Below are 23,006 nucleotides of genomic sequence, written 5' to 3' on the forward strand. Positions count from 1 at the left end.
ATGGTTACTCCGATTGGATATGAGCTTGGTGCATTATTCGTAACCGAAGCCACGCCACAATTATCGGCTGTTGTTGGGGTACCCAACACAACTCCTGTTGCGGTACATGAATTGGCATCCGTAGTTTTTGTAACATTCGAAGGACAGGTAATCGTTGGTTTTTCGGTATCGCTTACCGTTATGGTTTGGGTACAAGTCTGTGTATTTCCTGAGTTATCGGTAACTGTCCATGTTACGGTTGTGACTCCGATTGGATAAGTAGTCGGTGCATTATTCGTTACCGAAGCCACGCCACAATTGTCAGCTGTTGTTGGGGTTCCAAGAACAACTCCTGTTGCGGTACATGAATTGGCATCCGTAGTTTTTGTAACATTCGAAGGACAGGTAATCGTTGGTTTTTGGGTATCGGATATCGTTACGGTTTGGGTACAAGTTTGCGTATTTCCTGAGTTGTCCGTCACGGTCCACGTTACGGTGGTTACTCCAATTGGATAAGTAGTCGGTGCATTATTCGTTACCGAAGCCACGCCGCAATTATCGGCTGTTGTTGGGGTGCCCAAAGCAACTCCTGTTGCAGTACATGAATTGGCATCCGTAGTTTTTGTAACGTTCGAAGGACAGGTAATTGTTGGTTTTTGGGTATCGCTTATCGTTACGGTTTGGGTACAAGTTTCTTTATTTCCTGAATTATCGGTAACGGTCCATGTTACAGTGGTTACTCCAATTGGGTAGGTAGTCGGTGCATTATTCGTTACCGAAGCAACACCACAATTGTCGGCTGTTGTTGGAGTTCCCAAAACAACTCCTGTTGCGGTACATGAATTGGCATCCGTAGTTTTTGTAACGTTCGAAGGACAGGTAATGGTTGGTTTTTGGGTATCGCTTATCGTTACGGTTTGGGTACAAGTTTCTTTATTTCCTGAATTGTCCGTCACGGTCCACGTTACGGTGGTTACTCCGATTGGATAAGTAGTCGGTGCATTATTCGTTACCGAAGCCACGCCGCAATTATCGGCTGTTGTTGGGGTGCCCAAAACAACTCCTGTTGCGGTACATGAATTGGCATCCGTAGTTTTTGTAACATTCGAAGGACACGTAATCGTTGGTTTTTGGGTATCAGCTACGACAGCAACAGCATTACTGGTAATTGTACACATTCCTGCATTAGTTGCAATCACATAATAACCTGTACCTGCAGAAAGACCTGACCAGGTAAGACCAGATCCTGTTCCTGCTTTTACTGCCTGAACAGCAGTATTAGCCGAATTGTATAATTGATAATTTACAGTATTGACTGACGTTGTGGAAGTGATTGTCCCTCCTGACGCAGGAATACATATAGTGCTTCCTGTTAACGAAAGGGCTACCGGTAATGCTTTAGGTGTTGTTGAAACACTTGCTGAATTATTGGCCAAATTACTATCTACTGTAGAATTGGGCAACGCTGCCGTATTATTATAAACTCCTGTAGGATTTACTTTTGCTGTAATTTTTAATGTCCGGCTAACTCCTCCATCAACATCTCCAATACTCCACACTCCGGTTGCTGAATCATAATTCCCAATTGAGGCTACTGAACTTACATAAGTATATCCCGTAGGAAGCAAATCGTTTATTGAAACTCCTGTAGCATTATTAACTCCTAAATTACTTAAGATAACTGTAAATAGTACATTAGATCCTACACATGGGGTTGCATTATCAACCATTTTTGTGACACCTAAATCTGTACATAAAGTAACTGAAACTGGTTTAGATTGCGTCTGAACACCACACGCTAAAGTTGAAGCTACAGCATAAGAACCTGTTTTCGTAGCTACATAAGTATTTGAATTTGCACCAGAAATTGCCGTGCCATTATAATACCATTGATAAGGAGCAAAACCCGAAGGCGTGTTTAGCGTTGCGGTATTATTAGTACATCCTCCTCCTGAAACATAGGCCATAGTCGGATCGTCAGGCAACGCTGCAAAACTCGAGAAAAATCCTGCCATTGAGAATCCTCCTGCCTGCTGTACTATCGAAACGGTCAGTTTAGCATTACTTGCAATAGAAAGTACTTCCGGACTTCCAATTTGAACACTATTAAAGTTTATCAGATACCAGCCTGTTGAACCTATCTGATAACGGGCTGAAACGCCGGCAATACTTGCAATATTAGTCCCATTTACCGTTACAATTTCTGTAGCACTTCGTAAAAGGATATAACCAAAATAATCTAAATTATTTGAAGCATAATTTTTAAATTTGGTTGTTTCTATAAAATTAGATCCGCCACATTCTGATACTGGTGCAATTGTTGAAATGTCAACTTCACAATTTTGTGCAGTACCTGAATACACAGCAACTCTCTTATCTGCAACGATGTGGGATGCCGTAAAACTTGCGCCCGGAACACCATTTATAAAAGTATAAAACTTACCTGCCTGTGCCAGAGTCTGAGTAGTTGTAGACACAAGTGCTCCGGTAGCCGAATAACCTTCTATTGTTACCTTTGTATTATCTTTTGTAGCTACTACAGTAGTCTGTTCTGCCGTATTATTTCCCGTTCCTCTTTCCAGAAAATATTCTGTTCCCAAAACGGATTCTGGAGGAATCTGATTAAAAGCGCCATCTCCACAACCACCCGGTACATCAATAGCAGCCGAGGTATTCATCACTGCTGGATTTGAGGATTCCACTAAAGCTCCCATCGGAGCCTTAAACATGTAACTTTGCCCTGCATTTAATGTCGCTTTAACGACGTTATCGATCGTTATACTGGTATTATCAACAGTTGCCATAATACTATAAATCGGCCTTTGATCTCCAAAAGTGCTAAAAGTGCCCAAGGAACCATCTCTGTAATATCCTATTCTAAAACGCACTCCAATCCCGGCATCTCCAAAACTTGTAAGTGCTGCATTTCCTTTAATATTAGCATCGACATTATCACCATTTGAATAATCATCAGAAGCAATGTTTCGAAGATTTATCGCTACTGGTCCATCGCTTGTCACAATTAATCCGGCACCTGTAAGTACCGTATCTAAAGCGTTCATTGGAAGATTTTTTGCCAAAAGCGGGAATCTGTAAACAGCCGGTGTTCCTTTTTTTGCCTTCAGGGAAGTTATAAAAGTACCGTCGCTTTTGCTTACCGTTATATTTACTTCTGCAACAGAATTTGTCGCTATTACAATTTCATTGGCTTTACTAAAATACTGCCAGGGTGCCGGAGCGATATAATGTTTCGTATAAAACTGGGCAGAAGCAGTAAAATTTATAAGAAGGAAAAAAATTAAAAATGAGACTAATTTAAATAAATTAATCTTTTTAAAAGTAAAGTTACACATAGACAACTATTGTTTTTGAAATAGAAATATCAGAAACCAAATAACATAACCTGGTTTTTAGAATATAGGACAGATACGATAAAAGGGAAAGATTGGTTTTTAGAAATTCAACAAAAGTCGTTTCAGAATTTTTAAAAGAATAACATCGCATGTGGGCCATAAGGTTAATAGTTTCAAGACTAAATAATACTGTCCAGGATTAAATTAGTAGTTTTTGGTGCGGCGAAAATATGTAAAGTCCTCAATACTAAATACATTCGTCGATAAACTACGCAGAAAGTCGTTGAAATACACCTTTTGTGAGTAGATATTCACATTTAATTAGCGAAAAAGTAATGATTTGATAACCAAAGGTTAAAAAGTTATTAAAATATTGATGATTTTAACCATTCTTACATATTTTACAGACAAAAACGCAAAAAAAGCATGAAAAGACAAAACTGAAACAAAATCACAAATAACTAAATACCAGCACATTAATTAATTAAACGTAAACAAAAACCTACTTAACGAAATAAGATTCTCACTAAGAAAAAAAAATTGAAATTCTTATAAAATTGAAATTTAAAATTTAAAATTTCCAAAGGGAGCAAAACAATTAATTACTCTAATTGCAGAAATTTAATATTGCGTTTTAGGCCATCAAACTTTGTTCTTTTGATAGGGGAATTCTTAAAAACCGCCCGAAAGGTTTCTTCCGTAATTTCAATCCAGTCTTTCTTTGAGAACGAAAGCAATTCAGGATTGGGGTTAAATAATGGTTCTGCATGAGGTTTTGAGAACCGGTTCCAGGGACAAACATCCTGACAAGTATCACAGCCGAAAGCCCACTCATCAAATTTACCCTTCATTTCGACTGGAATATTTTCCTTGAGTTCAATTGTATAATAGGAAATACATTTGCTTCCGTCTACCACATAAGGAGCAACGATTGCCTGTGTCGGACAGGCATCAATGCAAGCCGTACAGGAACCGCAATGGTCTGTTGTGGCATGATCGTATTCTAAATCCAGATCTAGGATAAGTTCGGCTATAAAGTAAAATGAACCTACTCTTTGGGTCAGTAGATTACTGTTTTTACCAATCCATCCCAAACCGCTTTTTGCTGCCCACGCTTTATCAAGAACAGGCGCTGAGTCCACAAATGCACGACCGGAAACTTCGCCAATATTTTCCTGTATAGAGAAAAGAAATTCTTTTAATTTCTCTTTTATAACCGTGTGGTAATCCTGCCCGTAGGCATATTTTGAAATTTTAAAACTCTCCTGATTTTGAGTTTCCCCTGGATAATAATTAAGCAAAAGCGATACGACACTTTTGGCATCATCTACTAATAATGTCGGATCTAATCGTTTATCAAAATGGTTCTCCATGTAAGCCATTTGACCATTTTGGTTATTTTTTAACCAATTTTCAAGTCTTGGGGCTTCTGTTTCCAGAAATCCTGCTTTCGATATACCGCAGGACAAAAAACCAAGCCTCTTTGCCTCTTCTTTTATAAATTTAGAATATGTCTCTCTCGAATTAATCATTACCGCTGTGAAAAACTGACTTTAACACCTACAGGTTTTAAAGTGATTAACGGGTTAAAAAGAACTGTCTTTTCAACTGAAATAATTTTGTATTTTTCAACAATATGGGAAATTGCCAGACACATCTCGTAAACAGCAAATCCAGCTCCTATGCACATTCTCGGCCCAGCACCAAACGGATAAAAATACTGCATCGAGTGTTTTCTTTGTTCGCCAAGAAAGCGGTCGGGATTAAACTCATCAGGCTTGTCCCAATACTTTGGATTTCTGTGCAGCTCATAAAAAGAAACTCCGATTAAGGTTCCTTTTTTTATATTGAATTGTCCAAGTTTATCATCTGCTACATTTTGCCGATCTGTAATCCAGGCAGGCGGATAGAGACGCATAGACTCGTTTAAAACGGCATTTGTATACGTCATTTTCTGAAGCTGTTCCACTACATCATCCGTCTCTGACTTAATTTTCAGAATTTCATCAAGTACTTTTTGCTGAACAACGGGATCATTTCCTAAAAGATGCAGTGTAAAGGTTAGTGCATTAGCGGTCGTCTCATGTCCTGCAATAAATAGGATTTTTATCTCATCAATTAACTGACCAACAGACATTCCTTCTCCACTATCTTCATATCGCGTTTCAAGAAGCATATTCAGCAAATCATTAACTTCATTCTTGGAAGTCATTCTTTCTTCAATAATTTCCCGAATTATGCTGTTATTCTCCTCGGCAAGCTCAAGGTGTTTTTTTACCTGACCACTTAGTGAGAACCACCAGGCTTTATGAGGAAGCCTGATTTCCTTGATTAAAAAGTGCTGTACTGCTTCAATAATAAATTTAATACGATTCAGCTTCTCCTCCGCAATGGAAAACTGGAATAATGATTTTGCAACAACATTAAACGCCAATTCACTCATTACCGGAAAAAGATTAACAACGCTATCCTGTTCCAAACCTTCGAGTTCTGAAACAATTGTCTGCTGCATATTTTCAACGAGCTGATTCATCTTTTGTTTATGAAAAGCAGGCTGAATAAGTCTTCTTTGCTTCAACCAAAAATCACCATCAACCGTTAAAAGTCCCTTCCCTAAATATTTTGAAAGATAAACGGACTGAAACTTCGACTTATGGTAATTCTTTTGATTTTTTTGTAATATATACTGGGCCACCTCATTGTCTCTTGACAAAATGATGTGTTTTGATCTTCCAATTCTAATAGAAAAAGAATCTCCAAACTTATCAAAATACCTTCTGTGAAATGGAATAGGGTTTTTACGAACTCCCTCCGAATCCAAAAAAAATCTGGAGATTGAAAGTTTTGCAGGATAGTTATATTTATTATTCTCAGACATTTTGAAAAGAATTTAAAACAATCCGCCCTGAATATTAGTATTTATTTTACCTAAGTGTTTATAAGCCTTGTCTGTCACTTCACGACCACGCGGAGTACGCATGATAAAACCTTCCTGAATCAGGAAAGGCTCATATACTTCTTCTATCGTTTCACTACTTTCGGATACAGCGGTTGCCAGAGTTGACAATCCAACAGGTCCGCCCTTGAATTTATTTATAATAGTCAGCAGGATTTTATTGTCCATTTCATCAAGCCCATGTGCATCAACATTAAGCGCTTTTAAGGCATAACGTGCAATTTCAAGATCAATCGTTCCATTTCCTTTTATCTGTGCAAAATCACGTACTCTTCGCAACAATGCATTAGCAATACGCGGCGTTCCACGACTTCTGCCCGCTATTTCAATTGCTGCATCTAATGAGATTGGCATTTTAAGTATAGAAGAGCTTCTCTCAACAATAGTGGTCAAAAGCTCAGTAGTGTAATATTGTAATCTGGATGAAATTCCGAAACGGGCGCGCATTGGCGCAGTCAGTAATCCGGATCTTGTTGTTGCCCCGATTAAAGTAAAAGGATTTAAATTGATCTGAACCGTTCTGGCATTTGGACCAGATTCGATCATGATATCAATTTTGAAATCTTCCATCGCCGAGTACAAATACTCTTCAACAATAGGACTCAAACGATGAATTTCATCTATAAACAGCACATCTCTTTCGTCCAGATTAGTCAATAAGCCAGCCAAATCACCGGGCTTATCCAAAACCGGACCTGAAGTAATTTTAATTCCAACTTCAAGTTCGTTTGCTAAAATATTAGCCAAAGTAGTTTTTCCTAATCCGGGAGGCCCGTGAAAAAGTGTATGATCAAGTGCTTCACCACGCTGATTAGCCGCAGCCACAAAAACTTTTAAATTCTCTAAAACTTGATCTTGTCCGGCAAAATCATCAAATGACAGCGGACGCAATCTTTTTTCAAGATCTAATTCTTCTGGATTATATCCGTTTGTAGTGGGATCTAGGTTCTCATTCATTTTACAAAGATAGGCAAAGTAATCAGTCTGGAAAATAGTTAAATTCTAAATAAAAGAACCAAATTCCAATGTTTCAAATTCCAAATTCCAATACAAGGTTAGACTTTACTGGAATTTGGAATTTAAAATATTGGAATTTATATTAAATAAAAAAAACCATCTTAGAAGATGGTCTTTTTTATTTAATATTTAGTGGTGTAAAACTTCTTCACCTTCTTTCATCGGTACATTTTGAGGAACAAAATCTACATCATGATTAGGGTTACTGTAGTCATACGGCCAACGGTATACATGAGGAATTTCACCTGGCCAGTTACCGTGAATATGCTCTACAGGAGTTGTCCATTCTAATGTTGTAGATCTCCATGGATTCTGTACAGCTTTCTTACCGTAGAAAATACTACTAAAGAAATTGTAAAGGAATACTAACTGGAAAGCACCTCCAACAAGAGCAAATGTTGTAATTAAAACATTCACATTTTGCAAATCATCAAATAATGGGAAGTTTGTATTTGTATAGTAACGTCTTGGCAAACCAGCTAATCCGATAAAGTGCATTGGGAAGAAAACTCCATAAGCACAAACTGCTGTTACCCAAAAGTGAATATAACCTAAGTTTTTGTTTAACATTCTTCCGTACATTTTAGGGAACCAGTGGTAAATACCGGCAAACATTCCGTAAAGTGCAGAGATACCCATTACTAAGTGAAAGTGAGCAATAACGAAGTATGTATCGTGAACGTTAATATCTAAAGTACTATCTCCTAAAATGATTCCGGTTAAACCTCCAGTGATGAAAGTAGAAACCATTCCGATAGAGAATAACATTGCAGGGTTGAATTGCAGGTTACCTTTCCATAAAGTTGTAATCCAGTTAAATGCTTTTACGGCAGATGGAATCGCAATCAATAAGGTTGTAAAAGTAAATACCGATCCTAAGAATGGATTCATACCAGAGATAAACATATGGTGACCCCAAACAATTGTAGATAAAAATGCAATTGCAAGAACTGACATAATCATCGCTCTGTATCCGAAGATTGGTTTACGTGAATTCGTAGCCATAATTTCAGAAACAAGACCCATTGCCGGCAAGATTACGATATAAACCTCAGGGTGTCCTAAGAACCAGAACAAGTGCTCAAACAAAACCGGAGAACCTCCTTGGTAATGTAAAACCTCTCCTGCGATATAAATATCAGACAAGAAGAATGAAGTACCAAAACTTCTATCGAAAATCAATAATAATGCAGCTGATAATAAAACCGGGAACGAAATAACACCAATGATAGCTGTTACGAAAAATGTCCAGATTGTTAATGGAAGTCTTGTCATAGACATTCCTTTAGTTCTTAAATTGATAACAGTTACAATGTAGTTTAATGATCCCATTAAAGAAGATGCAATAAATATCGCCATTGAAACCAGCCATAAAGTCATACCTGTTCCTGATCCTGGAATTGCTTGTGGCAATGCACTTAAAGGCGGATAAATTGTCCAACCTGCAGATGCTGGTCCAGCTTCAACAAATAAAGAAGACAACATAATTACAGCAGATAAGAAAAACAACCAGTATGAAATCATATTCATGAATCCGGAAGCCATATCTCGCGCTCCAATCTGAAGCGGAATAAGTAAGTTACTAAAAGTTCCACTCAAACCGGCTGTCAGTACAAAGAATACCATTATGGTACCGTGAATTGTAACTAAAGCCAGATAAATATCATTAGCCATCACACCGTCCGGTGCAAATTTATCCCCTAATAAAACATTAAATATTTTAAAAGACTCTTCCGGCCATGCTAACTGCATTCTAAAAAGTAATGACATTACAATACCAATAATCCCCATGATGATACCAGTAATCAGGTACTGCTTAGCAATCATTTTGTGATCAATACTAAATATGTATTTGGTAATGAAAGTGTCTTTATGGTGATGTTCGTGCTCGTGATCGTGTTCGTGTCCGTGATCGTGTGCTTCTGCTGACATATATGTATACTTTAAATTTTCTTAATAAATATTATTTCATAGCCACTTTAGCTACAACAGCTTTAACAGTATCAATAACTGCTTTTACTGTATCTTTAGCCGTACTATCTGTAGTTGGCGCTTTTACTGCTTCAGCAGGTTTTTCAGCAGCGGCAGCAGCCTTAATATCCTGAGTTAGCGTAGTTTTTTCGCTTAACCATTTTTTATAATCTTCCGGAGTGTCAACTACTACTTTCATTTGCATGTTGTAATGAGAAGCTCCACAGATTTTATTACATAATAATAAATAATCAAATGTATAAGGATCTAAAGCTGTTCCTCCTTTAGCAACCAACTCTACACTTTTCTCAGCTCTAAGTTTGTTGATATTTGCTACTTTTTCAATCATAAAAGGCAACTCTCTGTATTCAGCAGTTGTATAAGTCGGAATGAAAGCAAATTCAGTAACCATACCCGGAACACAGTTCATTTGCGCTCTAAAGTGAGGCATGTAAGCGGAGTGCAATACGTCCTGAGAACGCATCTTGAAATGTATTTTTTTACCTTTAGGAATATGTAATTCCGAAACTACGATATCATCCTGCGCATTAGGGTCTGACATGTCAACTCCTAAAGTATTAACACCTTCTATTAAACGAACATTCGCTTTTCCAAGAACATTGTCTTGTCCGGCATATCTTGCTGTCCATTTAAATTGTTGTGCATATAATTCTATTTCAATAACATCTTCATCTTTATCAACGAACATAATATTGTTCCATGCATACAATCCGTAAAGAATTAAACAAGCCAAAACAACAGATGGAATAATACTCCAAATCGCTTCTAATTTGCTGCTGTCAGCAAAGAACAAAGCCTTTCTGTCTTTATGTCCTCTGTTTTTAAAAGAAAACCAGTATAATAAACCTTGCGTAATAAACTGAACAATAAAAATTAAAACCCAGGTAATATTCATCAAGTTATCTACTAAAAGACCGTGCTCTGAAGCAGGAGTATGAAGTGCTAAATGACCCCATTTTAGTAAACCGTAGATTGTAAATATGTAAATGAAAGCTAAAAAGCCAAACATAACATATCCCTGAATATTATTATCATTATCCGATGCAACCTGAGAATCGTCCGAAGAGGATCCCACTTGAGTAAGATCAAATATCTTGGTCAATTGCCATAATGCAACTGCTAATAAAACTAAAACTATAATTACCAACAAACTTGTCATCTGTTTACTTCTTTAAATATTAATAATGAAAATGTTTACTTTCTTCAATGAAAGGATTTCTTTTTGCTAACAAAGGAGCTTTAGTTAATGCAGTAAACACTACAAAAATAAATAAACCTAAGAAGAAAAGTATAGATGCAATTTCAGGAACTCCAATAAACCATTTATCTCCAACTGTACCAGGCATAATCATATTAAAGAAATCTACATAGTGACCTAGCAATATAACAATACCAGCCATTACAATAACCCAGCTAAGACGTTTAAAGTCTGTGTTGATCAAAATTAATAATGGGAAAACAAAGTTCATAACTACAGCTCCGAAGAACGGTAAGTTGTACAATTGAATTCTTGTTATAAAATAAGTAACCTCTTCAGGAATATTAGCATACCAGATCAACATAAATTGAGAGAACCATAAGTACGTCCAGAAAACACTAATACCAAACATAAATTTAGCTAAATCGTGTATGTGGCTTGTATTTACATACTCTAAATATCCTTTTGACTTTAAGTATACTGTCACTAATGCAATAGTAGTGATACCACTTACAAAGAATGAAGCGAATACATACCATCCGAATAATGTACTGAACCAGTGTGGATCAATCGACATAATCCAGTCCCAAGACATTATAGACTCAGATACAATAAAGAATACCAAGAAACCAGCGGTTAACTTAAAGTTCTTTTTGTAGTTCAAATCATCATTAGCATCATCCTGAGCCAAACAATTTTTTCGGGATTGGTAACGATATAAATTCCATCCTATTAAAAAGATAGCAGCTCTGATAATCCAGAAATAAAAATTTAAATAACCTGCCTTACCAGCAATAATTTCATCATAATTTGCGCTTGCAGGATCTGTAATTCCTTTATCCAGCCATACAAAAATGTGATTAAAATGCAGTCCGCAAAGTACTAGTATGATAAAGAAAATGATAGAACCTACAGGCAAATAAGCTGTTATTCCCTGCATAACTCTAAACAAAACCGGAGACCATCCTGCCTGGGCAACTTGTTGAATAGCATAAAATGCTAAAGTACCCATAGAAAGCAGTAAGAAGAAAATACAGGCAACATATAAAGCAGACCAAGGCTTGTTTTGCAATTGGTGCAATACATGTTCCAAATGTTTTTCATGCTCATCACCAGCATTCACTTTTTCATGCTCCCCACCTTTGTGCGATTCATGAGAAGCTTCTGCAGCTTCATGATGACCTGCTTCTTTGTGAGAAGCCTCAGCAGTAGCTTCATGTGCTGCACCATGAGAACCATGCGCATCTGCAGCTAGTATTTTTTCAACTTCTTGAATATCTTTAGGCGCACTTAAAAAACCATACCCAATTCCCAATAGGCCAAGAACCATTAGGATGATAGAAAAAGTTTTTAATTTACTTGAAAATGTATACATATCTATTACGATCAGTTTGTTCAACAATTATAATTGGCTTTTTAGTTTTAGAACATAGTCAGCAACTAACCAACGTTCGTGGGCACTTAATTGATTTGCATGTGAACCCATTGCATTTAAACCATAAGTTTCAACGTGAAAGATACTTCCTTCAGTGATTTCTCTGTCTTTATAGCTAGGTACTCCAAGAAATTTTTCTCTTTCAACCAATTTACCTTTACCGTTTCCTGCTGCACCATGGCAACTGATACAATAAATTTCGAAAAGTTCTTTTCCTTTTCCTGAGTTTCTCTCGATAGAATCCAAAGGTGACTTTAAATTAGCTTTAGCCAATTCATAACCAGCAGTTGAATTTTCATATTCATAAGGCTCAAAACCTCTATTAATAGTTCCTTCTACAGGAAGCTGTCCTTCTTTTCCTCCTTTAAATATTTTTGCTTCTGAATAAGTTTCATAACCTACAGACTCATACATATTAGGGAAATACTGATAGTTTGGTGCCGAATTATTGTGGCAAGATGAAACTAAAATAGTTATACCAACTAAAAGTGTTATTTTATATATCCTTTTCATAGCTACAATTAATTCTTTTCAATTACTTTAACTTCAACTGCTCCTGTACCTTCAAAGAAAGAAACTAGTTCTGCTTCGTTATCGTTTACAGCAACTTCCATTAAAAAATGGTCATCTGTTGTTCTTACATCAGGATTTTCAGCTTCTTTAAATGGCCATAATCTGCTTCTCATATAAAAAGTGATTACCATTAAGTGGGCAGCAAAAAATACAGTCATCTCAAACATAATAGGCACAAAAGAGGGCATATTCTGAATAAAACTAAAACTTGGTTTTCCACCAATATCCTGTGGCCAGTCATGAATCATAATATAACTCATCATTGTTGTTGCAACAGAGATACCAACACATCCGTATAAAAAAGCACAAATTGCTAATCTTGTTGGTGCTAATCCCATAGCTTTATCCAATCCGTGAACTGGGAATGGAGTAAAAACTTCTTCAATATGATGATGTGCAGCTCTGGTTTTCTTTACTGCATCCATCAAAATATCATCGTCATTATAAATGGCGTATATTACTTTATTACTCATGATGTGAATCTTTATTTGCTCTTTCTCTAATGTAATTATCTCCTGTTCCTTTCAAAATTGTTTTAACCTCCGCCTGAGCAATTACAGGGAATGTTCTGGAGTATAATAAAAACAATACGAAAAAGAAACCAATTGTTCCGATGAAAATTCCAATGTCAACAAATGTTGGTGAGAACATTGTCCATGAAGACGGAAGATAATCTCTATGTAAAGAAGTAACGATAATTACGAATCTTTCAAACCACATTCCGATGTTTACTACAATGGAAATAATAAATGAGAACATGATACTTGTTCTTAATTTCTTAAACCACATAAATTGCGGAGAGAAAACATTACAAGTCATCATTGACCAATAGGCCCACCAGTAAGGTCCGGTAGCTCTGTTCAAGAATGCATACTGCTCATATTCTACACCTGAATACCAGGCCACAAATAACTCAGTGATGTAAGCAACACCAACGATAGAACCAGTAATCATAATTACGATGTTCATTAATTCGATATGCTGAAGTGTAATATAAGCTTCAAGGTTAGAAACTTTTCTCATGATAATCAACAATGTATTTACCATCGCAAATCCTGAGAATACCGCTCCTGCAACGAAGTAAGGAGGGAAAATTGTAGTATGCCATCCGGGAATTACAGAAGTAGCAAAGTCCATCGATACAATCGTGTGTACAGAAAGTACAAGAGGAGTAGCCAAACCAGCTAATACTAATGATACTTCTTCAAAACGCTGCCAGTCTTTTGCTCTACCGCTCCATCCGAAACTTAGGATAGAATAAACTCTTTTAGTAAAAGGAGTAACCGCTCTGTCACGCAGCATTGCAAAATCAGGCAATAAACCAGTCCACCAGAAAACTAATGATACCGAAAGATACGTTGAAATTGCGAATACGTCCCAAAGCAATGGTGAGTTAAAGTTTACCCACAGAGAACCAAACTGATTCGGAATAGGTAAAACCCAGTATGCTAACCATGGACGACCCATGTGAATAATTGGAAATAAACCTGCCTGAACTACTGAAAAGATAGTCATTGCTTCTGCAGAACGGTTAATCGCCATTCTCCAACGTTGACGGAAAAGTAATAATACCGCAGAAATTAATGTTCCGGCGTGACCAATACCAACCCACCAAACGAAGTTCGTGATATCCCAGGCCCAACCAACTGTTTTATTTAATCCCCATGTTCCAATACCGGTAGATACGGTGTAAATTATACAACCTAATCCCCAAAGGAAGGCTGTTAATGCGATTGAAAATACAATCCACCAATGCTTATTTGCAGGACCTTCAACAGGCGCAGCTACATCTACAGTTACATCGTGATAAGATTTATCACCTATAACTAAAGGTTTTCTAATGGGTGCTTCGTAGTGAGACGACATAATCCTTTATATGTTTCTTAATTAATAATTATTCTAAGTATTTCTAACTTTAACATGGTAAACCACATTAGGTTTTGTTCCAACATGCTCCAATAAATGGTATGATCTTTCATCAGCTGCCAATTTAGCAACTTTACTTTCTTTATCATTAACATCTCCAAAGATCATTGCTCCAGAAGAACAAGCGCTTGAACAAGCTGTCTGGAATTCACCATCAACAACCGGACGTCCTTCATTTTTCGCTTTCAATTTTGTAGCTTGTGTCATTTGAATACACATAGAACATTTTTCCATAACTCCACGAGAACGAACATTTACGTCTGGGTTTAATACCATACGACCTAAATCATCATTCATGTGATAATCGAACTCACTGTTTTTGTTGTACAAGAACCAGTTAAAACGACGTACTTTATACGGACAGTTATTTGCACAGTAACGAGTACCAACACATCTGTTGTATGCCATATGATTTTGACCCTCACGACCGTGAGAAGTTGCAGCAACCGGACAAACTGTTTCACAAGGTGCGTGATTACAGTGCTGACACATTACTGGCTGGAAAGCAACCTGAGGATTATCTCCTGCTTTTTCCATTTCATTAAAGGTAGACAACGAGCTGGATAAACCGGCAATATTCTCTTTTCTTTCATTATCACCTTCAAAAGTACTTTCAGAAGAATAATACCTGTCAATACGCAACCAGTGCATATCACGGCTTCTTCTTACTTCAGCTTTTCCTACAACAGGTACATTGTTTTCAGCATGACAGGCAATAACACATGCCCCACATCCTGTACAAGCATTTAAGTCGATTGAAAGGTTAAAGTGATGTCCTGTTGAACGATCAAATGATTCCCATAAATCTACTGTTGTAGCCTCTACTTCCTGGTGATCCAAAGATACCATTGGTTGTTGATTCCAATGTTCGGCATCTTTAGTGTTAAATACTTCAAGAGTAGTTTCCTTAATAATATCTCCTCTACCCATTAAAGTTTTCTGACCCTGAACACAAGCAAACTCGTGTACTCCGTTTGCTTTCACAATAGAAGAAACAGCCTGAACACTATTAAAGTTTTTATATAAAGCGTAAGCATTTAAACCTACCTGCATTTCTTCTTTCAAAGCCGCTTTACGACCGTAACCAACAGCTAAACCAAGTGTACCAACAGCTTGTCCTGGCTGAACAATTACAGGAACGTTTTCTAACTTAGCTCCGTCAGTCAGCGTAATAGTAGCATAACTACCATTTAGACCTCCGTTAGCCACAATTTCATTTGTTAAACCAAGTTTCTTAGCATCAGCATTCGAAACAGTAACATAGTTATCCCATGAAACTCTTGTGATTGGATCCGGGAACTCCTGCAACCAAGGGTTGTTTGCCTGTTGTCCGTCACCTAAACCTGTTTTAGTATATAACACTAATTCGAAATCACCAGCTGGTTTTGATTTTGAAACTGCATTTGCAGCAGCAGCATAATCAACAGCACCACCTGCTAAAGCAGCTGATCCAACTACAAAAACACCATCATGTAAAACTTTATTCCATGAAGAACCAACGGTAATACCAGCAGAATTAGCTTTGATATAATCGTAAAAAGTTCCGGGAATTCCGTTTAATGATAATAAAACGTCTTGAAATTGTTTTGTATTAAATATAGGACGAATAGTTGGTTGTGTTAAACTATAAGTTCCTTTTGTGATCTCAACATCACCCCAAGCTTCAAGATAATGAGCAACAGGAGCAGCAATTGTAGTAACAGATGCCGTTTCATCTTCTTTCAAAGAGAAAGCCACTGATGTTTTTACTTTTTTCAATCCGGCTTCAAAAGAAGCAGAATCTGCCAGTGTATAAACAGGGTTAACTCCACTCATGATTAAAGTATGAACACTACCTGCATTCATATCTTTTAATAATTGAGCAACAACCGCATTTGAACCTTTTCTAATCTGTCTTGTTCCAACAGTAGTAAAAGCCTCACTAGCTAATGCCTGATTGATAGCCAAAACTAACAACTGAGCGTTTTTATCTTCAATTCCAGATACTAAAACTCCTTTTGAACCAGCAGCTTTTAACTGCTGAGCAGCTTTAACAGCTTCTGCTTTAAATTTAGCTTCCAAAGAAACCGGAACAGAAGCACCTGCAACTATATTATATATTTGAACCAAAGCTTGTTTCTGATCAGCCCCTGTCATAGGAATACGCTTATCAGCAGCAGCTCCGGATAAAGTCATGTTTGATTCAAACTGAAAATGACGGGACATTTTTCCATTTTGAGGAATACGTCCTTTTGCATATCCTGAATCGTATCCTCCACCTTGCCAGTCTCCTAAGAAATCAGCTCCCACAGAAACAATTAAAGAAGCTTTTGAAAAATCATAATCAACTAAAGCTCTTTCACCATACACGGTCTGAAATGCATCTAAGGCTTCTGAAGAAGATACTGCATCATAAACCACATGCTTCGCATTCGGGTTTTTAGCAATAAATTCACCAATAAGCTTTTCAGTAGACGGACTTGCTAAAGTATTAGTCAACAATACAACTTGTCCACCTTTTGCTTTTGCATCAGCAATACTTGATTTAATTTTCAAATCAACAGCAGACCAGCTACTATTTTTTCCATCCAATTTAGGTTCTTTCAGACGCATACTGTCATATAACGACAGGATAGACGCATGAATTCTCGCATTGGCTGAAAACTTAGCTCCGGAAATAGTATTGTTTTCAATTTTAATTGGACGACCTTCACGGGTTTTTACTAAAAGGTTAGCAAAATCAAAACCATCAAAAACAGTTGTTGCATAATAATCAGCAACACCAGGAATGATTTGTTCCGGTTGTAACACATAAGGTATAGACTTGTGAACAGGGCCCTCGCAAGCTGCTAGCGTTACGGCTGCAGTACTAAACCCTACGTACTTTAAAAAGTCACGACGTGAAGTTCCAGATGAAGCTAATGCATCTGCGTTTCCTAAAAATTCATCAGTAGGAATCTCTTCAACAAATTCGTTATTTCTAAGCGCCTCAACAATAGAACTATTTTCTAGTTCCTCAACACTTTTCCAGTATTTTTTGTTTGATGACATTGTATATAAATATTAAAATCTTAATAATTCGATTAATAGTGGCATTTACCGCATTCTAAACCTCCCATTTGCGCTGCAGTCAATTTTTCTACACCGTATTTTTTAGAAAGTTCAGCATGAATTTTATCATAATATGCATTTCCTTCCATCTTAACATCAGTTTTTCTATGGCAATCAATACACCATCCCATTGTTAATTTAGAATATTGCTTCATGATTTCAAATTCCTGTACCGGTCCGTGACAAGTCTGACATTCAACACCTGCAACAGAAACGTGTTGTGAGTGATTAAAGTAAACAAAATCAGGAAGATTATGAATACGAACCCATTTTACAGGCTGTGTTTTTCCGGTATAAGCTTGTTTTGCTTTATCCCATCCAACTGCATCATACAGCTTTTGGATTTGAGCATCATAAAACGCCTTGCTGTACTCAGGAGTAGCAGTAGTCTCGGCAACTTCAGAGATGTTTTTATGACAATTCATACAAACATTCAAAGAAGGAATACCAGCATTTTTACTCACACGGGCAGCAGAGTGACAATATTTACAATTGATCTCGTTGTCACCGGCGTGAATTTTATGAGAATAATGGATCGGCTGAATTGGCTCATAGTTTTGATCTACACCAACTTGCATCAAAAATCCATACACAAAATAACCACTAGCCAAAAGCAGGAATATAGAAGTAACTAATACTAAAAACTGATTTCTGGCAAAAGCTTTCCAAATTGGCGTTCTGGCCTCTTTCGGAGCAACTACAATACCATTATTACTTGCCACCTTAGTAAGTACTTTGTTCACCATGAACAACATAACCACCAAAATAGCCATTACAAGAGCAAGAGCTCCCAAAATAATGTTATTAGAAATTCCGCTTCCGCCTTCCTGAGGACCTGTTGGCAATGTCGTCACAGCACCCGGAGCAGGCTCAGCTTTTACTTCAGAAGTATAAGCGATAATATTATCAATATCACCTTCAGATAATTGAGGAAAAGCAGTCATTACAGACTTGTTGTTTTCTTCAAAAAGCTTAACTGCAACAGCATCACCTGACTTAATTACTTCAGAACTGTTGTGCACCCACTTGTAAATCCAAGCCATATCATGCTTAGCAGCAACTCCCCTTAAAGCAGGACCTGTTGATTTTGCATCTAATTTGTGACATGCAGCGCAATTTGCATTAAAAAGTTCCTTCCCTTTTACTGGATCACCACCCGCAGTTGCAGCCGGAGCAGCAGCAGCAGGCGCCGCCGGAGCAGCAGCTTCTTGAGCAAATGAAGTTAGGGAGAAAATTAACGTTAGCGATAAGCTAAGAAGTAATTTTCTTGAGATCGAATTATGGTTACCCACCTTTTTCATATAGTATAAAATTATCTACTAATTTTTGGTATGGTTTTTTCTGTATTAAAACAGTAAAAACCGAACACCTTCTTTTAAAACTTGCACAAAAATACGACTTATGAACTATTCTCAAAACCTTAAAATACTCTTAAATATCAATTTATATCAATTCTAAATAATATTGAAATTTTCAATATAAACTTTAAATACTATTTTTGCATAAAAACCATCACATTATGAGAATTTTAACCCCGTCCACAAGAGTTTTCTTAACATTAACAATGCTAACTTTAGCTTATAATATTCATGCTCAAGACCAAAATTTAACACTAAATCAGGACCCAAAATTTGAGCAGTTACTAAACGACAAACGCAAAATTAACACATCAATAAGTACAAATGACACTTACCGAATTCAAATTTTTAGCGGAAAAAGCGAGGAAGCAAAAAAAACGCTAACCGATTTCAAAAGAGAGTTTTATACAGTTGACGGAACGATTATTTTTAACACACCGAACTATAAAGTTATTGTTGGGAATTTTAAAACCAGAATCGAAGCGGAGAGAAACTTAGTCGAAATAAAGAAGAGATATAAAAGTGTTTTTTTATTGAAACCCGGCAAGTAATCACCAACGGGACAAATTCATCAAAAAGTCTCAGTCTCGGTCACGGTTTTCAGTTTCAAACTGATTCCTGTAACCGAGACTGGGACTTTCTTTTTTCTGTACATAACACTAATCTCTCCTATTTCGACGAATGGAGAATCTGAAATACTTCTTCTTTAACCAGTGCCAGATCAGTCTGAAAAGCCTCATTTTCCCAAAGACAATCTACGGTAGCCTTACCCATTTCTCTTCCTTTCTCAACATCACTATGCCAGTGCGCATTACAAATAATCCGGCTCTCTCCAAAATCATGTCCGCGTTTACGAATTACCTCTTCTTTATCAGGAAAAATTTCACCAAACACTAATGCCCATGCCCAGCCTACTGCTGCATGCCCCGAAGGAAAAGACCCCACCTTACGCAATACTTCTTCTTGTTCAGGTGTGCATGTTTTGACTTTGTTAACTACGAACGGACGTTCTCGATTGTAAAAATTCTTGGCCGTATAAGTAGACAAGCCCGCATCAGTCATTACTCGCCGCATAAGATGATACAATTTTGGTGTTAGTGTTTCACTGATCTCAATTCCCAAAGTCGCCTGGAAGGATTTCACCGCATAGGGAAAAGACAAATTAGCATCGCTAACAGCTTGCAAAAAACGAATCTGATCTCTAGATTTCGAAACTTTCTTAGCATACTCCAGGTCAAATTTGAATGTTTCAGAAGCGGGTTTTGGTGGTGGAGCCAACAAAATCAAACTATTTGGCATTTCTTCATCAGACAGATAACCATGCAACAAATCCGGCATTACTGTTCTCAGTTCCTCAACGTTTGTAAACTTTTGAACAGCACTTTTAGACCCGAATTTTTCACCAACAAGTGTCCTGACAATATGAAATAGCTTTAATCTCATATAAAATCTTCATCCCTTAGATTTTTATTTATTCCAAAAATAAACAAAAATCTTACAAATTAATCAATATACACTTAATAAAACTATTACCTATTCTCAATTTTCGTTTCACTTTACAAATTGAAACAATATATTCAAAGTCGAATAAAACCTTTTACAGCATCAGAGAACATTCTACAGGGATAAAATACAAGACCTCCCTTACAAACAGAAATACCATACGAACCTGTAAAACTTCCTTACTCAAATTCCAAATCTTCACAGTCCGTATTCTTATCTCAGCAAAACAAAAAAAGTCCCAACTTTCGTTGAGACCTTAAAATATTCATGGAGCTATAATTTGACAACTCCCTTACTCTACCACCTTAATTCAATCTGCTACAAATCGAATTTCTTCTTTTGGTGCTGTAATAGCATCGATTCAGCTCCTCAACAGAAGGTATTTTTTTCTCAGCAACACCCTCTAAAATAACATTTTTTCCTTTCAAAGCCATTGGTACAAAAAAGGCATAATCTTTCATCTTAACAAAGAAAGGAGAGCCGTCTTCTGTTTTAATAGTTAGCCAGCATCCTCCTTTTTCAAAGAAGAACATCCCTGGACAAACAAAAAGGAAATCAATACCAATAAATCCTAACTTCTTTTATTCATATCAAATAAATCACATACATTTATACTACAGAAATATACAATTGACAGAAACTACAATTATTTATAAGGATCTAATACTCCTTCACAATTAATAAGTGGCCTATCCTCTTCCTCCAGATAAAAATCAATCTGCACCTCATTTACATCATCAAATTCTAAATAATCTGTTCGGATGGTTTTATAACCTAAAGAAATTGCTTCTATGAAAAAATAATCTTCTTTAGAAAGTTTAAATTTATTTCCTTTTACTACTGTAAGTTTATAAGTGTATTCCCCTTTCGAGGAGGCCAGAATTTTAGAACACACTATATCTAATCGTGTTTCAGAATTTAATATACTACCCGTTTTAACATCAAACACTCTTCCCTTGATCATAAGTTCATTAGGATTCTGTTTAATTTTTTTTTTGATCACTGCTATTTTATAGCCTCCTTTGTTACTTGTTGAGATCAGTTCATTTTTAAACATCGAACATCCGCCCAAAATAAATAAAAAAGCTAATGATAAAATATAATTATTCCTTTTCATGATAAATTAGTATTAACATCCCGTCTTTTTACCTTTTTGACTTTTTACATCTCCATCGACATCTGTTCCCTTCAACTCCACAGTGACAGTATTTGAAATCCTTTTTTGATCACTTTTCGATAATGCTTTAAAGGCATTTGTTTCATGTAAACCTCCCCACGCCATATCCTGATAAAATTGCTTATCCAGCTTATAACCTTTACTTAAACCATACGCTTCTAAAGCATTACCAACCTGTACGACTAAAGTCTTGGCAATTTCTTCATGATGCGCTATATTCAGACCTCTAATTTCCCAATCTTTAAGCATTTCAGGATAAGTAGCTTTCCAGCTTGGCTCATTTACATTATAATACACAACTAAATAAGCGTGAATTGATTCATGTAACATGGTTCTGGCCCAAGACAAATCTGTCGCATTCGGCCAAGCATCAGAATTAAACGTAGTCGTAACACCAGTAGCCAGATTATAAGAAGCTAAGGTTTGACCCGTAGTAGACTGAACCCCTTTTATTGTTCCACTTTTCACTGTCCAGTTAAATCTGGTTGAATTCCAGGGATCATTAGTAAAATTAGTAATCATGTTACCCGGACTGGCACCCGTTTTTTTTAAATCATCAAGAATTTTTTGCAAACAAGGCGCTAGTTGAGAATCATTAATTCCATCATCAAAATTTTTTATATTTAACCTGCTGTAATAAGCAGCATAAGCGATACCCATTGCAGAACCATTGTTTTGCGTTCGCACAAACTGATAATTCATCCTTGTATAGGCATCATTTGTTACGGGTGCTATGTAGGTGTTTTTAACAACAACTTCTTTTAACGGAACAGGATCTTTAATATAAGCCGAAGGAATATTCACATTCGTAACAATTCCCTTCTCGAATTTAAAACCACTAAGTACTTCACCTCTTAAATTAGTAGAATAGATACGGCCCGTAAATTCTGCATTGTCATCGGGCGCTCTGGCAGTCACAGAAGCTTTTCTGTTTTCAGGGATGCGATGAAACAAAACTGTCTGCACTTCTCCATTTATTTTAATTTGCAAAATTTGCGTCTCTACTCCTTCCAATCCGGTCGTAGCAGTCGCAATATTTAATTTAGCATCTGTATCTGTGATGGCCACTTGTTCTAAAGAGGATAAATCAATTTTTAGATCAATATTAACATCTACAGCTTTTTTGTTTATTTGCTCATTATTTAATTCATTAAAAAAATCAAACGATTTTTTCAGAGGAACTGTTTCCAGTTGGGCTGACTGAAAGTCTAATTCGGTTCTTGCAGCGGTACTGTCATGAGATTCATCACTACAATTAAGCATTAAAAATGTTATCACTAAGATAAAACTAATTTTTAAAAATGGTCTGACTGACTTTTTCATCTTCATCTAAAATCTTATTTTTTGTAAATATAAATATTTTTACAAAAAATAAGATTTTTCATATGTTAATTTTAAAAATAAAAGAAAAAACTTATAAAAATAAACTTATATATTTTAAGCCCTAAA

At 36.5% G+C, this 23,006-nt stretch carries 17 protein-coding genes; 1 reads left to right on the forward strand and 16 read right to left on the reverse strand.

Annotated features, from left to right (window positions below; translation table 11 throughout):
* The 12 genes from LPB89_RS00005 to LPB89_RS00060 all read right to left on the reverse strand — a co-directional run.
* A partial coding sequence (locus tag LPB89_RS00005; RefSeq protein WP_230699714.1) for an HYR domain-containing protein occupies positions 1-3,332 on the reverse strand: 3,332 nt, incomplete at its 3' end.
* 602 nt (positions 3,333-3,934) lie between these two features.
* Positions 3,935-4,864: a tRNA epoxyqueuosine(34) reductase QueG gene (queG, locus tag LPB89_RS00010; RefSeq protein ID WP_230699715.1), complete on the reverse strand. Its 930-nt coding sequence runs from the start codon at positions 4,862-4,864 to the stop codon at positions 3,935-3,937.
* A complete protein-coding gene (locus LPB89_RS00015) occupies positions 4,864-6,210 on the reverse strand; it encodes a cytochrome P450 (protein WP_230699716.1) in 1,347 nt (448 codons plus the stop codon). The genes queG and LPB89_RS00015 overlap by 1 nt, the downstream gene beginning before the upstream one ends.
* Positions 6,211-6,222: 12 nt before the next feature.
* A complete protein-coding gene (gene ruvB / locus LPB89_RS00020) occupies positions 6,223-7,245 on the reverse strand; it encodes a Holliday junction branch migration DNA helicase RuvB (RefSeq protein ID WP_055096839.1) in 1,023 nt (340 codons plus the stop codon).
* A 189-nt stretch (positions 7,246-7,434) separates the two neighbouring features.
* The gene (locus LPB89_RS00025) at positions 7,435-9,237 is read right to left on the reverse strand and encodes a cbb3-type cytochrome c oxidase subunit I (protein WP_230699717.1); all 1,803 of its coding nucleotides are present in this window, start codon (positions 9,235-9,237) and stop codon (positions 7,435-7,437) included.
* A 31-nt stretch (positions 9,238-9,268) separates the two neighbouring features.
* Positions 9,269-10,456, reverse strand: coding sequence for a cytochrome c oxidase subunit II (locus tag LPB89_RS00030; protein ID WP_230699718.1), 1,188 nt, complete (start codon positions 10,454-10,456; stop codon positions 9,269-9,271).
* 19 nt (positions 10,457-10,475) lie between these two features.
* On the reverse strand, positions 10,476-11,870 hold the full coding sequence (locus LPB89_RS00035) for a quinol:cytochrome C oxidoreductase (RefSeq protein ID WP_230699719.1): 1,395 nt from the start codon (positions 11,868-11,870) through the stop codon (positions 10,476-10,478).
* A gap of 27 nt (positions 11,871-11,897) precedes the next feature.
* Positions 11,898-12,443, reverse strand: a complete 546-nt coding sequence (locus tag LPB89_RS00040) for a cytochrome c (RefSeq protein ID WP_059117857.1) — start codon at positions 12,441-12,443, stop codon at positions 11,898-11,900.
* Positions 12,444-12,451: 8 nt separating this feature from the next.
* Positions 12,452-12,976 (reverse strand): DUF3341 domain-containing protein, encoded by a 525-nt coding sequence (locus LPB89_RS00045; RefSeq protein ID WP_127337706.1) that lies wholly within the window; start codon positions 12,974-12,976, stop codon positions 12,452-12,454.
* Positions 12,969-14,369, reverse strand: coding sequence for an NrfD/PsrC family molybdoenzyme membrane anchor subunit (nrfD, locus tag LPB89_RS00050; protein WP_127337707.1), 1,401 nt, complete (start codon positions 14,367-14,369; stop codon positions 12,969-12,971). Before nrfD ends, LPB89_RS00045 begins: the two co-directional genes overlap by 8 nt.
* A gap of 33 nt (positions 14,370-14,402) precedes the next feature.
* Positions 14,403-17,459 (reverse strand): TAT-variant-translocated molybdopterin oxidoreductase, encoded by a 3,057-nt coding sequence (locus tag LPB89_RS00055; protein ID WP_230699720.1) that lies wholly within the window; start codon positions 17,457-17,459, stop codon positions 14,403-14,405.
* A gap of 32 nt (positions 17,460-17,491) precedes the next feature.
* Positions 17,492-18,820 (reverse strand): c-type cytochrome, encoded by a 1,329-nt coding sequence (locus tag LPB89_RS00060; protein ID WP_230699721.1) that lies wholly within the window; start codon positions 18,818-18,820, stop codon positions 17,492-17,494.
* A gap of 218 nt (positions 18,821-19,038) precedes the next feature.
* Here LPB89_RS00060 and LPB89_RS00065 point away from each other — a divergent pair, with 218 nt between their 5' ends.
* On the forward strand, positions 19,039-19,428 hold the full coding sequence (locus LPB89_RS00065) for an SPOR domain-containing protein (protein ID WP_230699722.1): 390 nt from the start codon (positions 19,039-19,041) through the stop codon (positions 19,426-19,428).
* 118 nt (positions 19,429-19,546) lie between these two features.
* Here LPB89_RS00065 and LPB89_RS00070 read toward each other — a convergent pair whose 3' ends face one another.
* The 4 genes from LPB89_RS00070 to LPB89_RS00085 all read right to left on the reverse strand — a co-directional run bounded on the left by LPB89_RS00070 (position 19,547) and on the right by LPB89_RS00085 (position 22,820).
* Positions 19,547-20,320 (reverse strand): phosphatase PAP2 family protein, encoded by a 774-nt coding sequence (locus tag LPB89_RS00070; protein ID WP_230699723.1) that lies wholly within the window; start codon positions 20,318-20,320, stop codon positions 19,547-19,549.
* Positions 20,321-20,685: 365 nt separating this feature from the next.
* Entirely contained in the window at positions 20,686-20,913 is a 228-nt protein-coding gene (locus LPB89_RS00075; protein WP_370635424.1) for a DUF4920 domain-containing protein, read from the reverse strand.
* 113 nt (positions 20,914-21,026) lie between these two features.
* The gene (locus LPB89_RS00080; RefSeq protein WP_230699724.1) at positions 21,027-21,497 is read right to left on the reverse strand and encodes a hypothetical protein; all 471 of its coding nucleotides are present in this window, start codon (positions 21,495-21,497) and stop codon (positions 21,027-21,029) included.
* Between the two features lie 12 nt (positions 21,498-21,509).
* On the reverse strand, positions 21,510-22,820 hold the full coding sequence (locus LPB89_RS00085; RefSeq protein ID WP_230699725.1) for a hypothetical protein: 1,311 nt from the start codon (positions 22,818-22,820) through the stop codon (positions 21,510-21,512).
* Positions 22,821-23,006: the final 186 nt, after the last annotated feature.

It is taken from the genome of Flavobacterium sp. ENC (genome assembly GCF_020991415.1).
Classification (GTDB): domain Bacteria; phylum Bacteroidota; class Bacteroidia; order Flavobacteriales; family Flavobacteriaceae; genus Flavobacterium.

Excerpts from the sequence above, each read along its gene's own strand:
- queG (WP_230699715.1), bottom strand. The coding sequence starts at position 4,864 with ATGATTAATTCGAGAGAGACATATTCTAAATTTATAAAAGAAGAGGCA.
- LPB89_RS00015 (WP_230699716.1), bottom strand. The coding sequence starts at position 6,210 with ATGTCTGAGAATAATAAATATAACTATCCTGCAAAACTTTCAATCTCC.
- ruvB (WP_055096839.1), bottom strand. The coding sequence starts at position 7,245 with ATGAATGAGAACCTAGATCCCACTACAAACGGATATAATCCAGAAGAA.
- LPB89_RS00025 (WP_230699717.1), bottom strand. The coding sequence starts at position 9,237 with ATGTCAGCAGAAGCACACGATCACGGACACGAACACGATCACGAGCAC.
- LPB89_RS00030 (WP_230699718.1), bottom strand. The coding sequence starts at position 10,456 with ATGACAAGTTTGTTGGTAATTATAGTTTTAGTTTTATTAGCAGTTGCA.
- LPB89_RS00035 (WP_230699719.1), bottom strand. The coding sequence starts at position 11,870 with ATGTATACATTTTCAAGTAAATTAAAAACTTTTTCTATCATCCTAATG.
- LPB89_RS00040 (WP_059117857.1), bottom strand. The coding sequence starts at position 12,443 with ATGAAAAGGATATATAAAATAACACTTTTAGTTGGTATAACTATTTTA.
- LPB89_RS00045 (WP_127337706.1), bottom strand. The coding sequence starts at position 12,976 with ATGAGTAATAAAGTAATATACGCCATTTATAATGACGATGATATTTTG.
- nrfD (WP_127337707.1), bottom strand. The coding sequence starts at position 14,369 with ATGTCGTCTCACTACGAAGCACCCATTAGAAAACCTTTAGTTATAGGT.
- LPB89_RS00055 (WP_230699720.1), bottom strand. The coding sequence starts at position 17,459 with ATGTCATCAAACAAAAAATACTGGAAAAGTGTTGAGGAACTAGAAAAT.
- LPB89_RS00060 (WP_230699721.1), bottom strand. The coding sequence starts at position 18,820 with ATGAAAAAGGTGGGTAACCATAATTCGATCTCAAGAAAATTACTTCTT.
- LPB89_RS00065 (WP_230699722.1), top strand. The coding sequence starts at position 19,039 with ATGAGAATTTTAACCCCGTCCACAAGAGTTTTCTTAACATTAACAATG.
- LPB89_RS00070 (WP_230699723.1), bottom strand. The coding sequence starts at position 20,320 with ATGAGATTAAAGCTATTTCATATTGTCAGGACACTTGTTGGTGAAAAA.
- LPB89_RS00075 (WP_370635424.1), bottom strand. The coding sequence starts at position 20,913 with ATGTTCTTCTTTGAAAAAGGAGGATGCTGGCTAACTATTAAAACAGAA.
- LPB89_RS00080 (WP_230699724.1), bottom strand. The coding sequence starts at position 21,497 with ATGAAAAGGAATAATTATATTTTATCATTAGCTTTTTTATTTATTTTG.
- LPB89_RS00085 (WP_230699725.1), bottom strand. The coding sequence starts at position 22,820 with ATGCTTAATTGTAGTGATGAATCTCATGACAGTACCGCTGCAAGAACC.